Raw genomic sequence first — 13,247 nt, forward strand, 5'->3', positions numbered from 1 at the left:
TTGGTCCGAGCGGTGCCGCGGGGCCCGTAGCCGGGGCGACGAAAATCGTCCGGCGCCTGCGCGGCCTTGGCGGGCAGATCACGCTTGATCTGGCGCCGATGCCGAAGAAAGACCGCAAGCAGTTCGAAATATCGCTGCGCAGCGCCTTCAGGGCGGACCCGATCGAAACGTCGCTGGTGGGGTGGACGCCGCTTGGGCACTATGAATTGCAGCGCAAACGCGAACGTTTGCCAGTGCCTACGGGGCTGGCGCAATGAGCTGCCCGATTTGCGCCAAGGAGACGGTCGAAAAGTTCCGCCCGTTCTGCTCCAAGCGCTGTGCCGACGTCGATTTGGGCCGCTGGATGAGCGGATCTTACGCAATAGCCAGCGAGGACCCCGATGATGATGACGAATTGATGCAAGAGCTGGAGAAGAAGCTGGGCGAAATCGCCGCTGGCGGCCCCGCAGGGGATGGCTCGAAGCCACATTAACGTCTTCTGGGAGAGGTTTTTTATTTTTCGTGCACAAGGCTCTGGACACCACGAAAACACTGGCCTAGATAGTCCCACGTTCGCAGGCAAACACCCTATGCGAACGCCCGGTGCCCGGGTAGCTCAGGGGTAGAGCAGTGGATTGAAAATCCTCGTGTCGGTGGTTCAAATCCGCCCCTGGGCACCATTCTTTCTTTTTGGTATTTAATATCAAATAGTTAGGTTACGGTTTTGTCCCACCAGATATTACCCCCGCTGAAAGTGGGACACTTTTGTCCAGCGTTTGTTCTGGTGAAAGACGGCGAAGCGCGCTTTCTGCTCGTGTCTTCTGACTTGCCGCGCGAGTGTATCTGGTGACTTCCTTGCTGGTGCGGTGTCCAGTAATCGCCATTATCTCTTGTTCCGTGCAGCCAAGTTCGGCCAGCCGTGCAGCGGCGGCCTTGCGCAATCCGTGAACGGAACAGTTCTGAAGCCCGGCTTCATCGCACCACTTGCGGAAGCGATTGCCAAAGCCGTTGGACGTGAACGGGCGATTGAAGGCGGTCACAAGGAACGTCAGGTCCCCTGTGGGCGTGGCGTCGATAACTCGCTGCAATGCAGGAATGACCGGGATTTCCATCCGCACGGGCTTACTGTTCCGGCCCTTGTGCTGGGTGAAGATCAGCCAGCCGTCGCGAACGTGTTGCTTGCCTAGTGTCACTAAATCGGCACGACGTTGCCCTGTGTAGAGTGCCAAAGCGAGCGCAAGGCGGGCTGGTGTCCCAATCGGGTGGGCGTCTTCAAATTTCTCAATTTCGGCTAGAGACCACGAATGAAAGCCGTCGGGATTGCCCTTCAGGTATTCCACCTTGTCCGCTGGGTTGTCGTCGTGAAGGTCATAGCGAAGTGCGAAACGGTAAAGTTGGCGCAAGGCTTTCACCATGCCGTTGGCAGCCTCGGGACGGTCGGCCATTTCATCGCGACGGACGCGGATATGACGGGGCAGCAAGAGCGCAAAAGGCTTGTCGCCTTCATTCTTGTTCTGGCAAAAGCGTTCCATAATCGAGCGGCGGACCTTCTGAGTCCGTGGGTCCAGTTCGGTGAACATGGCGCTTTTGTAGTATTGGACGCAAAGCCAGCGAATACTGCGAGGCACGACACGGCCCACTTTTGCAGTTTGGGCTTTGGCCTCTTTTGGCGGGTTCGCAGCGCGGCGATAGTCGGTAAGGAACTCGGGTGATCCGGCGGGGCCACGCAAGCGGACTTTCCGACCATTGCGGCGAAAGTAGAGACGCACGTTTCCGTGCCTGTCCACATCCTCCACCACGTATTTCAAACGAAATTTCATAGAATCCTCAGTCATCTAATTATCCCAAGGATTGTGGTCCGAATCGTCGCCACCGGGCAAGGCATCAAAAAATTGGTCCAATGAACGCACATCCCAGACCCGCCGCCCGTCTATTTTCTTGGGCTTTGGCATCCTTCCATCCGTCACCATAGCGTCAAATTTCGATGCACCGACTCCGATGTATTCCGCCGCCTCCACACGCGACAGCCCCCGTCGCGGGGGCAACGGTAGCGCGGTGCGTGTATGTGCGGAGACGGCGGACATGATCTTAACCCAGCTTCACGTTGACGGTGCCGGACGGGTTGGCGGCGGCGGTGACGGCAAGGCCGATCAACTCATTCGCTCCCGTGTCATCGTCCGAAGTCGCCAGCTTGGCGGTATCGTCCCAGTAGACAAAATCACCCACGGCCAATTCGTCCGTGCTGACCTTCGCCATGTTGAAGACGCCTTCCGTCACCAGATCGAGGTCTTCGCCAATGGCGGCGGTCCCGGCAGCAATGCCGAACAAGTTGCCGATCAGAACGCCTTGCCCACTGGTGGCGGCGGCGGGGGCGGACACGGTGATATTTTCACCCTTCTGCACATAGTTTTTCATCTTAGAGTCCTTTGCTCATATTGAAGTGAATCGTATTGGCAGGCCGGGCCGACTTGGCGGAGATTTCCGCATCAAGTGCGGCCAGAGCGCGGGCCATTTCGGAGTCAGAGCGGTATTCCACTTCTTCCCCGTTCTGGTCCCGGTAGCGCCGGACGCCGCCAGCACGGGCGGCCAAAAGGTCCGCCCGCATTTTGGTAAGTTCGGCCACGGTCGCCATATTATTCGCCCGCGTTCATGTAAGCGCCGCGCCAATCGACAGCGCCGCACCCGAAGTCCAGCACCACGCGGAACTCCATACCCAGAACGTCCCAGCCTTCACGGCTTGCCATCTGCGGGCCTTGGGCTGAAGACAGGTAGGAATATTCCAGAACGGGAAGCTGGGCTGGGTCAGCAAAGACAAACCATTGATTGTCCGTGATACGCGGCTCCACCAGAAGCGACAGGCGCTTGGCGAAGGGGTTCACTTCATCCACGGTCGCGGCGGCGATTTCGGCAAGCAGTTGCTCCGCAATGGTTTCCTGCTCCGGCCCGACAAGCAGGAACTTGGGAGTCGCATTGATCGGGGTCTTCCCGTCCAGCGCCTTCATGCCGCGAAGGGCAAGACGCGCACCAGACAGCGCAGTAAGACCCGCGCCAGCATCGCCAAGGGCCAAGCCCGTGCTGGCAAGGTTGCCGTGATCCGCATGGAACAGCGCCTTGCCGTCCTCATTCATCGTCGGGTTGGAAAGCAACATCGTCAGAAGCAGGTTGGCTTCGGTTTCAGCGGCCATACGCCCGGCGGTGCTGCCCCAGTCGCGGAACGCGCCCAGATCGTCATTGATAAGGGCCTTGCGGCTGATAGCGAACTGCGTGGCGTAGGTGTCCAAAGCGTAGGACTCGGACGCTTCACCGCGCGACGTATGCGTGATTTCACCCGACTCGCTGACCTTTTCCAAGGTGCCAATGTCGGACAGCTTCAAGCGAGTGCCGGGCCGGAAATCGGCCATCGTCGAGCGGCGGGCCAGCGCGGTTTTCACCGGGCTTTGCGCAGCCTGATAGGCGGCGGTCAGCGTCCGGTTCCCGGTGCTGGTCAGCAAGTTCGGGAAGTCGCTGGTCGTGTTCATGGCAGCCCGGAACAGCGTGTCCGCCTCCATTGCGCGAGTGCTGACGCCCGAAGCCTCCACACAAGCGCGCGCCATGTCGCGAAGGCTTTCACCCATAAACGGGCGGGCTTCATCGCTGGGGGCTTCCCCAGAGACGCGAGCATAAAGCGCATCGGCGCGGCGGGTCATGGTGACGGCGGGGTCATCATTGGCCGGGGCGGCGGTGCGGATACGGGCTGGAGTCCGGCGCTGCATCGCTTCAAAGGCTTCAGCGCGGGCTTCGGTGATCGACAAATCGCGGTCAATCATATCGTCCGCCTGTTCCGCCGTCATATTGGCAGAGCGGCAAATCTGGCGAATTGCAGCGCGGGTTTCGGTTGCAGTTTCTACGGCGGGATTCTCCACCGTTTCGATTTCATCTTGGGGCATGTTTTCACCTCTGAATTGGCTGCCGGGATCGGCGGGGATCGGAACGGCGGAGACTTCGGAAATACTCCACGCCGCCGCCGTCCGAACGCGGGCGCGAGAATTGGGGTCGGTGGAGTCAGCCCAGCGGGTGACACGGTAGCCAATGCTGACTCCCTTGATCGTCCCTTCGCGGATACGCTCCACAATCGGAACCGCATCGGCAGCCCCGGAAAGCCGGATCGTTGCCACCAGCTTGCCGTCTTCCATGCGGTGTCCGGCAATAGTGCCGATCACGTCGCGGGCAGAGCCTTGGCGGTGGCCGTCCAGAACGGGCGCGCCGATCAGGCGGGACGTGTCCAGCCCAGCCGGGTCCAGCCGCTCCATGAAGCCTTTGCGCTGCACCGGAGCGAAAGTGCTGATAACAGCCTCCACCGTGCCTGCGTCGGCGTTGAACGTGTCCGGGGCAAAGACCGCCCGGCGGGTCAGCAAAGTTTGCGTTGCCATGTTCCAAATTCCTTGTCTTGGCGGGTCAGTTTGCGGCCTTCACGGGGCAAGTGGATCACGTCGGCCTTGGCCGGATTCAGGGTCAGTTTGGGGCCGCGAATTTCGTCACTGGCCCCGGCCCTTTCGGCCAGAGTGCGAAGGTATTTTTCATGCTCTTTGCGTTGCTTAGGCGTCATCGGTGGACTCCTTGGCAGCTTGGCGCGGGTCGGCAGCGATTTCGGAGTCGAGGTCTTCCAGCGCCCAGCCACGTTCGGCCACGGCCTTGCGGCGCGAGGTCAGGCCCGCGTCCAGTTCGGCCACGGTCGCTTGCGTGTCTTTGAGCGGATCAACCTGCATCGGCTTGGGTGGAAGCCATTCGGCGGCATAGGCGCGCGGTGCGGACTCGTAATCGGGCGCGGCCAGATCACCAGACAAGACGGCAAACGCCACCACCTGCCGCCAGATCGGCGCGAGAAATTGGGGCGTAAGGACGCCATATTGAATCTGCTCCACGCGCTGCCGGAACGGCAAAAGCCCGGCGCGCAAGGAACTGTAATTCGCGTTCGACAGATCGCCACTCAAAAGGTGATCGGGAAGCCCAAGGCCCGCCGCGAGTTGCTGAAGCTGAAGGCGAAGGAAGGCCCCGATTTCGGTCAACTGGCCGGGCGTGTTGAACTTCACGTCATACCCGGTCGGCAGGCGCTTCATGGTGCCGGGTTCCAGCCCGGTTTCGAGGATTCCGCCTTCGCCCGTGCCGTCATAGGGTTCGCCGCCAGTCCCGTTCAAATCAATAAGAAAGGCGGAGTGCATGGCGGCCACTTTGGCCCCCATCAAGAGCGCATCGCAAAGCTGGTCAAAGTCGGACGCGGACAGGATCACAGGCGCGAGCCACGACACGCCGCGCACCTGACCCGCTGCCAGCGGTTTCATAACGTGCAAGATTTCGTCGGCAGGGACGCGCACCGGGGGCGAATAGTTCGCAAATTGATCGTGGGGCCGATACGGCAGCACATGATAGGCCACGCGGCGGCCATCGGCATCAAACTCCACGCCCTGCACGATCACAGCGCCGTTGCCCAGTTCGCGGGTCAGTGACTCGTCCACCAGTTCGGGGGGCAGAAGGCGAAGGCGCGGCCCGTCTTCGCCGGGCAGCACATGCAGGAAGGCTTCGCCATCAATGACCAGCCCGCGCGCCACATCGGCTTGCAGGCCCCAGAAATCCGTCCGGCCATCGGCGTCCGCGTTATCGGCCCAGCCATGGAAGGCGGCGGTCAAATCGGCGCGCGTGGACTCGTCCGGGTGCTTAGGGGTCGGCACAATACCGGACCCGACAAGCGCCCCGGCCCAGTTGGCGGCGGCTTGCGAAAGCCACGGGTTGTTATTGGCGAGATACCGGGCGCGGCTGCGAAGCGTGGCCCCACTGGCAGAGACTTCAGAATTGACCCGTCCGAATGTTCCCATGCCAAATGCACGGCGGCCACCAGCCGCGCCATCGAAACGGCGCACGGCTTGCGGCTTGGTCGGGCGGTTGAACAGCTTGGGGATAAACGGGAAAGCCATATCAGTTCAGCACCTCACGGCGGGCCTTTGCCATCGGGTGAACGCGGTCCAGCACGTCAATCAGATCAACGGCCAAAACGGCGCGCACCTCATAGGGAGCATTGCGAGTCATCAGAAGGCCAGTGCCTTGGCCGCGCTGGTTTGCAGCGATACGCCCCTCAAAGGCCACGCGGCCATTCTTGGGATGCACAAAGGACCAGAGTTCAAAAGTCCAATCCCGTTCCCCGGCCTCATAGTCGCGGATCACGGACATGCCCGGCGTGAGCGCGGGTGCTTCGTCCTCAAAGTCGTCTTCGTTCCAGTGGGAAATTGCCAAACGGGCAGCGTTTGCCGCGTCTTTCGAGGCAATGCCAAATTCGCCCATGCGGAACAGGATTTCCGCCAGAAGGATTTGGTCCGGCAGGTAGAGGTAGGATTTCCGCCCCTCACTCTCACGAGCCACGGCATTCAAATAGCCTTGCGTCCGATACCAGCGCAAAAGGTCGGTGCGGTGTTTCTTGTCGACTCCGGTCGGGGTCACAATGTCGGCAATCTGGCCGATGGTAAGAAGGTCTTTCGGGGCCTTACGAACGGTCTTCGGAATGTTCGCGCCGCCGTAGGTTTCGGGCTTATCTGTCATTTTCACGGGCCTCTTGTGCAAGGAAGTTATGGGCCCGTCATATACTGAGTCGATCAACCAGTCGAGTCTTTAGTTGTTTGTTTTCAATAGTCTAATTCAATTTGACAATGGACGCCTCTAGGATTTTTGGTGGACTGGTGGGGCGACTCAGGGTATGGAGTCGGTGACGCTTTGACATAGGCGTCATATCCTCGAAGCCGTGTCGGGCGGGCCATGCTCTCTCCGCCCGACACAAATCCCCCAAAGGACAGAAGACATGGACCGCAAAACCCGCAACAAACATTCCCTTTTCGCGCCGTTCATCTGCGATGAAGTTCACCCCACGCGCAAAGAAGCCGCCCAGCGGGTTGTTCACCAGTGGGCGCGCCAGACCGGCGAGTTTGTAAGCCTTCAGTGGTCAGACAGTCAGATTTGCGAAGCAATAGAACTGGATAACTGCCGCGATACTGGCTTTACCATGATGCTGGCTCATGTGCTTCGCCTCCGCGACGGGGACCGCCACCTTCCGGTTTAGGGTGCCGCCTTGTTTAGAGATTTACTATTCTCAAGGCGAGAAACAATATTCCGCAGAAGATTAGAAACGTAGTCAACTTCCGAGGCTTCAATACTGTATGTGTCGACGCCGTGCACGATTCTATTCCGCAGCTCTAACGCTGTTAGGAGTGCACGGAAATCATCGTCGTCAATTTCTTCTTCGACTTTAAGGCTTTCAAGAAGGCGTCGCACTGAAAAATATCTTGGGTCTTTTTTTTCTACATGCGTCACAGAGCGAGCAATGCTCTCAAATTGCGCCCACTCATTAATGAGCGCCAGCTTCATTATTTCTTCAGATTGTTCAAGAGAAAGTCGATTAGTGCGGTCTTTGAGGTAAGATATACCGAACAAAGAAGCTATGGACATTACTGCGCCAGAGAACGCTAATAGCAATCCCATTTGCACTTCGCGCGATAAATTGATGCCAAGCAAAGTATACGCGACGTAAAAAATCCCGAACAGGGCGGTCAATGCCCCCGCAAAAGCGTACACCTTGAGAATAAGCTCCATTGAAGATCGCCTACGCAATTTGTGGCGGAGCATTTCTTTTTCAGAAAGCGCCATTCTAAGATCATCTGAATCGTTAAAAGGCATCTTATACATCCATGAGAACAGAAACGGTGATCACCACCGCAGTTGCAACCAAAAGCAAAGCAAAGAAAATTAGGTTATTGCCTTCAGTCAATTTATCCGAGTTGAAGAAAAATCCGACCAGCAAGGGCAAAATTGAAGCCGCAATACGCGTTGTCGCTCGCCAGAATTTCCCTTTCTTTCTAGTCGGCAGGCGCTTTTTGAAAACCACCGCATCATTGACCATGCCTTGAGTTATTTCGGCGGGACCATCGTCAGAGTTCATGCTTGCTTCGAGGCGATAACATTCTGCAATCATCTCCTCCATGTATTCAACTGTGGCTGCGCGTAATCGGTCTTTGGCTGGTTGGCTGAAGCCGGCTAGAGATTCATCATTTAATGTTACTTCATTAGACATAATTAATTCCGAGCCAACTGACTTTAAAATCACCATTGCAGAAAGCCCTCTCCAAGTGAAGCGGGAACTGGCCCTCAGCGCGCGCAAATCCAAGCGGACTTAACAACCGTCGGGGCCTTTTTCGGCCCGTCTTTCCTTGCAAGATCGCTTTCCCGGCGCTCCATGTCCAGCCCGACAAGCTGCCGCGCGGCGTAAGAATAGGCCAAAGTGTCCAGCGCCTCATTGCGGCGGCCCGAAATCACCTCCCAAACGCGCATGGGGCGTCCCCGGCTGAATTTGGTGACAAGGCGTTCGGCGCGGACTTGATCGAAGTAATCCCCGCTCAGTTGATCAGAAAACAGGATCGTTTCGCCATGCGCGAGGCGTTGGTGCAGGGCCAGCTTGACGCCATCCACGCCGATCAGGGCCAGCCGGACCTTGCGCGACGTAGAGAACGCCAGCGCCGGGCGACTGAAGCCTGACACGCCCTTGCCGGGCAGGACGCGCCGGGCGGTTCTGGGACGGCAGAAATCATAGACTTGATCGGCCCAGTTGCCGGAGTCGATCACGGCAGCGTCCACATTCAACACGCCGCCCAGCGGGTGCCGGAATTGGCGTCGCAAAGCGTCTTCCACCTCCACCCAAGTTTCGGATTCGGTCGGATCGCCCCAGATCGGGACATGCCCCAGCACCCGCATATCGCCTTCAGCCGTCCAGCCCGTGTAGGTCAGTTCCACGCGGTCTTTCTGCACGTCGCCCCCGACGGTCAGGACAAGGGCGTCTTCGGGGACAGTCTCCATGCTAAAGGGCCTTTGCAGAGCCGCGAAGTCGGTAGAGTCGAGATCGTCACCTTCGCCGCGCCACGCTTCGCCCAGCACCGTATTGAGCCACGGCTTCAGGGTTGTCGGGCTGCGCTTGGCCTGAAGGAACTCCGCCGCCAGCTTGGGCCACGTCGCGTTTGGCAGCGTCGAGGTCAGCGAGGTCAGCTTATAGCCCCTATGCCCCTCCACATGGGGCGCGAGCGCCCGCCAACGCCCCTTTGCGACGATCTGGGCCTTCACGCGGTCTTCCACACGCCCTTCGCACGTCGGACAGCGCCAATGGGCCGTCTCAGGCTTGTCCGCGTCCCATTTAATGTCCGCCCAGAGGATTTCGGAGAATTGGCCGCAATGCGGACACGGGACTTCAAAGACGCGCTGGTCGCTTTGCTCATAGGCGCGCAAAATCCGGCTGGTCTCGGCATCAACAGGAGTCGAGGCCAGCACGATCCGGCGGTTGCCGAAGGTCATTGTCCGGCGCATTGCCAATTCCACCGGGTCGCCTTCGGTCCCGGCGGATAGTTCATAGGCGTCAATTTCGTCGGCAAAGAGAATCCGGGCCGTGCGGGCGCGAAGGTTGCGCGGCGCGCGGGCGGAGACAATCGACAGGCTGCCCCCGGCAAAGCGGCGGTGGAGCATGGTGTCGCGGCTATCATCGGACAGGGCCGCGCGTAGCGACGGCGACTCTTGAAACGTCGGTTCAATCACGCTCACCATGAGGTGCCGTGCATCGGCTTCGGCTGGTACGACGCACAAGACCGGGCTGGGGTCATTCTCCACAAAATGCCCCAGCGTCCCCACCATAAGCTGCGTGGCCCCGACGCGGGCAGATTTCAGGATGGAAACGCGCTCCACGGTATCGTCGCCAATGGAGTTTGCGATTTCGATTTGGGGTTTCCAAAGGCGCATCCGGCCCGGCTGGGCGGCAATGCTGGACGGCAGGAAGACCGACGATTGAATCCAGTCTGCCAGCGCCAGCTTGGCGGGCGGACGGAAGGCTTGCAGCGCATCGCGGCGCATCTGGTCTAGGCGGGGATCAATGGTCATCGGCGATAGTCTCCATGCTGTCACGAATTTCTGAATCGAGGGCGGCGGTCGTGGCGCGGTCTAGCCCCATCCGCCCAGCCACCCGCGACGGCACGGCCAAGACGGCGGCGCGCAGATCGGTGATGATCGAGCGCCATTCGTTCGCCACCTGTTTGCCGTCCAGCAATTCCCCGCGCGCTTTGGCGTTTTGGATTTCCAGCTTTTCGGCGGTGGCCTTCGCGGCGCGTAGTTTCTCGGCGGCAAGTTCGGAGTCGACGCGGCGGCCCGTGGCCCCGGCGCGGGCGTGATCGGCATAGGACCGCACGGCGGCCTTCAGGGGGAATAGCTTGTCCGGGGTCCGTGGCAACACGCCTTCACGGGCCAAGGCGCTGACACGGTTCGGGGTCAGGCCCAGCCATTCCGACAGGTCGGCAGCGTCCACCAGATCGCCGCCTTCGGGCGTGGTTTCCGGCAGCCCAACAAGCGCGTCAATTTCCGCCAGTTCGGTTTCGGTCAAATTTTCCATGTTTGTTTTCCTGTCTCACTGTCCCGGTCAATGCACCAAGGCGGCAAACGGGTTTTCGATTTCAATTTTTCCATGTGGAGTGAAACACCGAGGCTCCGCGCCCCCCGCACCCCACGGCCCCCAGAGGGACCCGTTGCTGGGCAATGTGCCGCCCTAGTCAACCTTCCTTCACTCTCCCCTAAATCACCTAAGTCTGGGGCATGTGTGGACCGGACAGACGGACAAGCCTTAAGGGCTTTGTCCGGTCCGTCCGCTCTCCACCCACCTTTTGCCCGCCGGACAGGGACGGACTTGTCCGGGCTGGTCCGTGTCCGTCCGCTTTGTCCGGTGTCCGGGTTTGCCGTCCGCTGCCACTGGTGGGGCTGCATGGATTTCGCCTTGGCGTTTTGACCGCCTTGGGAAGCCCCGAAAGAATTGGCCGTCATGGAGAAACGCGCCGCCCTAGTCATTGCGCCACCTCCACCATATCGTCGGTGAAGTCTTCACAGTCGCCCGCCGCCAGAGTGAAATGGCCGTCAGCAAACACCACTATGCCTTTGCGGGTCAGGTCTTCCACCGACCGCTTGTAAGCCTTGCGACGGCTATCCGGGTCAGGGGACGCGGACACAGTGGGGGACTCAATGACGGCTTGCCGCCAAGCGGCATCGGAAACGGGCTGGGGCAGATCGTTGAACACGGCAAGGGCAGCCGAAACCATTGGCGTCAGCTTGGGGGCTTTCCGTTCGGGCGCGTCAGTCTCTTGGCAAATCGCCGTGGTGATCGGGTCTCCGTCTTCGTCTTCGCCCAGCGTCACGGTCTTCACGGTGAAGGCCAATGTTTGATCGGTCGCGCCGTTGCGGTTCTTCGTCAGGCGGCCAGTTACCACGCCGCTTTCCCGCTTAATGTGCAGCGACATGTCCAGCGCGCCGTTCAGGATGGAGTGGCCGCGCGGGAGTCCTTGCTGCCCGTCCTTCGTGTCATGGTGGATCAACAGCACCGCCGCGCCCCATTTGGTCAAGGATTGGGCGGCGGCCACGACTAGGCCCATGCTCTTGGAGTCGTTTTCCTCCAAGCCGGGGAAAGCCATGGCGATGGTGTCAATCACCACCAGCGCGGGCTTGCGCTCTTTCACGGCTTTCAAAAGCGCGCCAAGGTGCGGGCTGGGCTTTCCTGCTACGCGGCTATTCAACAGGTCGGAAACGCCGTCCACTATATGGAAGGCGTCCGTGTCCCCATGCGTGTCTTTCAGGGCTTTAACCCGTCCGCGCATCCCGTGGCCGTCTTCTGCCGCGACATAAAGAACACCGCCCGCGCGGGTCCGGTGTCCGAAGACCCGTTCACCTTGGGCCACGGCGTAGCCAAGGAACGGGGCCAGAAGCGACTTGCCCGCGCCCGGCGCGCCCACAATGCACCCCACGTCCCGTTCGGCCAGAAGACCCTTCACGACGTAGCGGCGCGCGGGCATGGCCTCGCAATCGGACGGGGACAGAAAGCGAAGTTTGGTTTGCGCCGTGATCGTGTCCAGATCGGCCTTGGCCCCAATCGCGGCAGGATCGCCCACCAGTTCGTCAATCGTCGCGGCGATTTCAGCTTCCACCAGTTCTTCGGCGGTCCAGCACAGGTCAAACAGCGCGTCGATTTCAGCCGCGCGCGCCGCCGCCCAGATCGGATCGTGCCAGCCATGTTTGCGGGCTTCAGCGCGGATCGTGGCAAAGGTCCGCACGGGACCTTTAGCGCGGTGGAAGGATTGCCAAACGGACTCCGTTTCACCTTCGTTATATGTCGGGTGCTGGGCGCTCCACTCTTGGGCCAGTTCCAAGCCTTCGTCGCTGCCGTCCGTTTCATAGTGAACGGCGGCCACGATCTTCAGCCAATCGTCGCGGTTGGCGAAGACGTCCCCGTCATTGGGCAGGGCCATGACCGCTTCGCGGACCAGATCAGGGGGAAGCCCTTCGCGCTCACCAGAGACGGCTTCAGGCCCGTCAGAACGGGCCGGACGCAAGCTTTCCGGCCATTGGGGCAGATCGGGCGTCAGGTCGCCAGAATAGGCCCCTACGCCGTTAACAGCGCCGGGCGCGATGGCGTAGCCACCTTCGCCCCGTACGTCCACGCCAGCGGGCAGCCCTGCGGCAGAGTTCCCTAAACCTTCCCCCCATTGGAAGTAGACGTGCTGGCCGCCGGAAGGCGTGGCGATGATGCACGGGGATAGGGAGTCCGGGTCAAAGCCCAGATCGCGCAAGGCTGCCGCCCCGTCCTTATCCGGGCGCTTGTCGAGGTCCAGCACGGCCAGCCCAGACGCGCGTCCCATCGGTAGGCCCGGCATGGCGTCGGGCCACTTTTTCCACCAGCGTTCAATCTGGGCCGGGTTCGTCGTGGCCCGGTCGCGCCACTTTACCAGCGGGCGCTTATCGGGGCCGCAAGGGAAGACGGGCCGCCCGGCTTTGGCATGGGACAAGGCCGCTTGCAGGTTATCGGTCAAAACTGTATTTTTGGAGGGCATCGTTTGTATCCTTTCGATGTGCCACTTCAATCGCCCCTCGGTCGCCGCCGGGGGGTGATTTTGTTTTACGGTTTTGAAAGGATGTGCCGGGGTCTGCTTAGTCGGAATCCCACCGAAAAAGGTGGGACAATTTTCCCGAAAAACATAATGAAACCATGGGAAGCTTGAGTGTCCCACCTTTCACTAAATTATTGATTCAGTGAACTTTCTGCATCTCGCCCCTGGGCACCATTTTTACCCCCTTTATGATAGATACCTAGCACCCAAGTCGGCTAGCTTCGCATCCGTGCGAACGTCGGATCGTAGGGGGAGGGGGCGATGACTTCGGCGGCGATCAGGTCTCCGTACATA

General features: G+C 60.0%; 15 protein-coding genes and 1 tRNA gene. 4 read left to right on the plus strand and 12 right to left on the minus strand.

Annotated features, from left to right (window positions below; translation table 11 throughout):
• The 3 genes from ACN0SD_RS19920 to ACN0SD_RS19930 all read left to right on the plus strand — a co-directional run.
• Window positions 1–257, plus strand: a 257-nt coding sequence (locus ACN0SD_RS19920) for a ribonuclease E/G (RefSeq protein ID WP_417809935.1), incomplete at its 5' end; no start/stop codon positions are given.
• Entirely contained in the window at window positions 254–472 is a 219-nt protein-coding gene (locus ACN0SD_RS19925; protein WP_394198573.1) for a DNA gyrase inhibitor YacG, read from the plus strand. The genes ACN0SD_RS19920 and ACN0SD_RS19925, both read left to right, overlap by 4 nt.
• Window positions 473–584: 112 nt before the next feature.
• Window positions 585–659: transfer RNA gene (locus ACN0SD_RS19930), tRNA-Phe, on the plus strand.
• 36 nt (window positions 660–695) lie between these two features.
• Here the strand turns inward: ACN0SD_RS19930 and ACN0SD_RS19935 are convergent.
• From ACN0SD_RS19935 to ACN0SD_RS19965, 7 genes are all read right to left on the minus strand, one after another.
• Window positions 696–1,814, minus strand: coding sequence for a tyrosine-type recombinase/integrase (locus tag ACN0SD_RS19935; RefSeq protein WP_417809936.1), 1,119 nt, complete (start codon window positions 1,812–1,814; stop codon window positions 696–698).
• A 253-nt stretch (window positions 1,815–2,067) separates the two neighbouring features.
• Window positions 2,068–2,394, minus strand: coding sequence for a DUF2190 family protein (locus ACN0SD_RS19940; RefSeq protein WP_417809937.1), 327 nt, complete (start codon window positions 2,392–2,394; stop codon window positions 2,068–2,070).
• A gap of 1 nt (window position 2,395) precedes the next feature.
• Window positions 2,396–2,611: a phage head-tail joining protein gene (locus ACN0SD_RS19945; protein ID WP_417809938.1), complete on the minus strand. Its 216-nt coding sequence runs from the start codon at window positions 2,609–2,611 to the stop codon at window positions 2,396–2,398.
• Window position 2,612: 1 nt separating this feature from the next.
• The gene (locus ACN0SD_RS19950) at window positions 2,613–4,388 is read right to left on the minus strand and encodes a prohead protease/major capsid protein fusion protein (RefSeq protein ID WP_417809939.1); all 1,776 of its coding nucleotides are present in this window, start codon (window positions 4,386–4,388) and stop codon (window positions 2,613–2,615) included.
• Entirely contained in the window at window positions 4,367–4,564 is a 198-nt protein-coding gene (locus ACN0SD_RS19955) for a hypothetical protein (RefSeq protein ID WP_417809940.1), read from the minus strand. Before ACN0SD_RS19955 ends, ACN0SD_RS19950 begins: the two co-directional genes overlap by 22 nt.
• Window positions 4,554–5,927, minus strand: a complete 1,374-nt coding sequence (locus ACN0SD_RS19960; protein WP_417809941.1) for a phage portal protein — start codon at window positions 5,925–5,927, stop codon at window positions 4,554–4,556. The genes ACN0SD_RS19955 and ACN0SD_RS19960 overlap by 11 nt, the downstream gene beginning before the upstream one ends.
• A gap of 1 nt (window position 5,928) precedes the next feature.
• Complete coding sequence (locus ACN0SD_RS19965; protein ID WP_417809942.1) at window positions 5,929–6,546, minus strand: hypothetical protein; 618 nt, start codon at window positions 6,544–6,546, stop codon at window positions 5,929–5,931.
• A 256-nt stretch (window positions 6,547–6,802) separates the two neighbouring features.
• On the opposite strand from ACN0SD_RS19965, the gene ACN0SD_RS19970 reads away from it, so the two are divergent.
• Window positions 6,803–7,060 carry a hypothetical protein gene (locus ACN0SD_RS19970; RefSeq protein WP_417809943.1) on the plus strand — a complete coding sequence of 86 codons (258 nt, stop codon included), beginning with the start codon at window positions 6,803–6,805 and terminating at the stop codon, window positions 7,058–7,060.
• Here ACN0SD_RS19970 and ACN0SD_RS19975 read toward each other — a convergent pair.
• From ACN0SD_RS19975 to ACN0SD_RS19995, 5 genes are all read right to left on the minus strand, one after another.
• Entirely contained in the window at window positions 7,057–7,674 is a 618-nt protein-coding gene (locus ACN0SD_RS19975) for a hypothetical protein (protein ID WP_417809944.1), read from the minus strand. The two genes, ACN0SD_RS19970 and ACN0SD_RS19975, sit on opposite strands and share 4 nt — an antisense overlap.
• Window position 7,675: 1 nt before the next feature.
• Entirely contained in the window at window positions 7,676–8,068 is a 393-nt protein-coding gene (locus tag ACN0SD_RS19980) for a hypothetical protein (RefSeq protein WP_417809945.1), read from the minus strand.
• A gap of 74 nt (window positions 8,069–8,142) precedes the next feature.
• Window positions 8,143–9,912, minus strand: coding sequence for a phage terminase large subunit family protein (locus ACN0SD_RS19985; protein WP_417809946.1), 1,770 nt, complete (start codon window positions 9,910–9,912; stop codon window positions 8,143–8,145).
• Complete coding sequence (locus ACN0SD_RS19990; RefSeq protein ID WP_417809947.1) at window positions 9,902–10,417, minus strand: hypothetical protein; 516 nt, start codon at window positions 10,415–10,417, stop codon at window positions 9,902–9,904. Before ACN0SD_RS19990 ends, ACN0SD_RS19985 begins: the two co-directional genes overlap by 11 nt.
• Window positions 10,418–10,862: 445 nt before the next feature.
• Window positions 10,863–12,896 (minus strand): AAA family ATPase, encoded by a 2,034-nt coding sequence (locus tag ACN0SD_RS19995; protein WP_417809948.1) that lies wholly within the window; start codon window positions 12,894–12,896, stop codon window positions 10,863–10,865.
• Between the last annotated feature and the right edge of the window lie 351 nt (window positions 12,897–13,247).

Source organism: Thioclava sp., assembly GCF_048263065.1.
Lineage (GTDB): Bacteria > Pseudomonadota > Alphaproteobacteria > Rhodobacterales > Rhodobacteraceae > Thioclava.

Excerpts from the sequence above, each read along its gene's own strand:
- ACN0SD_RS19925 (WP_394198573.1), top strand. The coding sequence starts at position 254 with ATGAGCTGCCCGATTTGCGCCAAGGAGACGGTCGAAAAGTTCCGCCCG.
- ACN0SD_RS19935 (WP_417809936.1), bottom strand. The coding sequence starts at position 1,814 with ATGACTGAGGATTCTATGAAATTTCGTTTGAAATACGTGGTGGAGGAT.
- ACN0SD_RS19940 (WP_417809937.1), bottom strand. The coding sequence starts at position 2,394 with ATGAAAAACTATGTGCAGAAGGGTGAAAATATCACCGTGTCCGCCCCC.
- ACN0SD_RS19945 (WP_417809938.1), bottom strand. The coding sequence starts at position 2,611 with ATGGCGACCGTGGCCGAACTTACCAAAATGCGGGCGGACCTTTTGGCC.
- ACN0SD_RS19950 (WP_417809939.1), bottom strand. The coding sequence starts at position 4,388 with ATGGCAACGCAAACTTTGCTGACCCGCCGGGCGGTCTTTGCCCCGGAC.
- ACN0SD_RS19955 (WP_417809940.1), bottom strand. The coding sequence starts at position 4,564 with ATGACGCCTAAGCAACGCAAAGAGCATGAAAAATACCTTCGCACTCTG.
- ACN0SD_RS19960 (WP_417809941.1), bottom strand. The coding sequence starts at position 5,927 with ATGGCTTTCCCGTTTATCCCCAAGCTGTTCAACCGCCCGACCAAGCCG.
- ACN0SD_RS19965 (WP_417809942.1), bottom strand. The coding sequence starts at position 6,546 with ATGACAGATAAGCCCGAAACCTACGGCGGCGCGAACATTCCGAAGACC.
- ACN0SD_RS19970 (WP_417809943.1), top strand. The coding sequence starts at position 6,803 with ATGGACCGCAAAACCCGCAACAAACATTCCCTTTTCGCGCCGTTCATC.
- ACN0SD_RS19975 (WP_417809944.1), bottom strand. The coding sequence starts at position 7,674 with ATGCCTTTTAACGATTCAGATGATCTTAGAATGGCGCTTTCTGAAAAA.
- ACN0SD_RS19980 (WP_417809945.1), bottom strand. The coding sequence starts at position 8,068 with ATGTCTAATGAAGTAACATTAAATGATGAATCTCTAGCCGGCTTCAGC.
- ACN0SD_RS19985 (WP_417809946.1), bottom strand. The coding sequence starts at position 9,912 with ATGACCATTGATCCCCGCCTAGACCAGATGCGCCGCGATGCGCTGCAA.
- ACN0SD_RS19990 (WP_417809947.1), bottom strand. The coding sequence starts at position 10,417 with ATGGAAAATTTGACCGAAACCGAACTGGCGGAAATTGACGCGCTTGTT.
- ACN0SD_RS19995 (WP_417809948.1), bottom strand. The coding sequence starts at position 12,896 with ATGCCCTCCAAAAATACAGTTTTGACCGATAACCTGCAAGCGGCCTTG.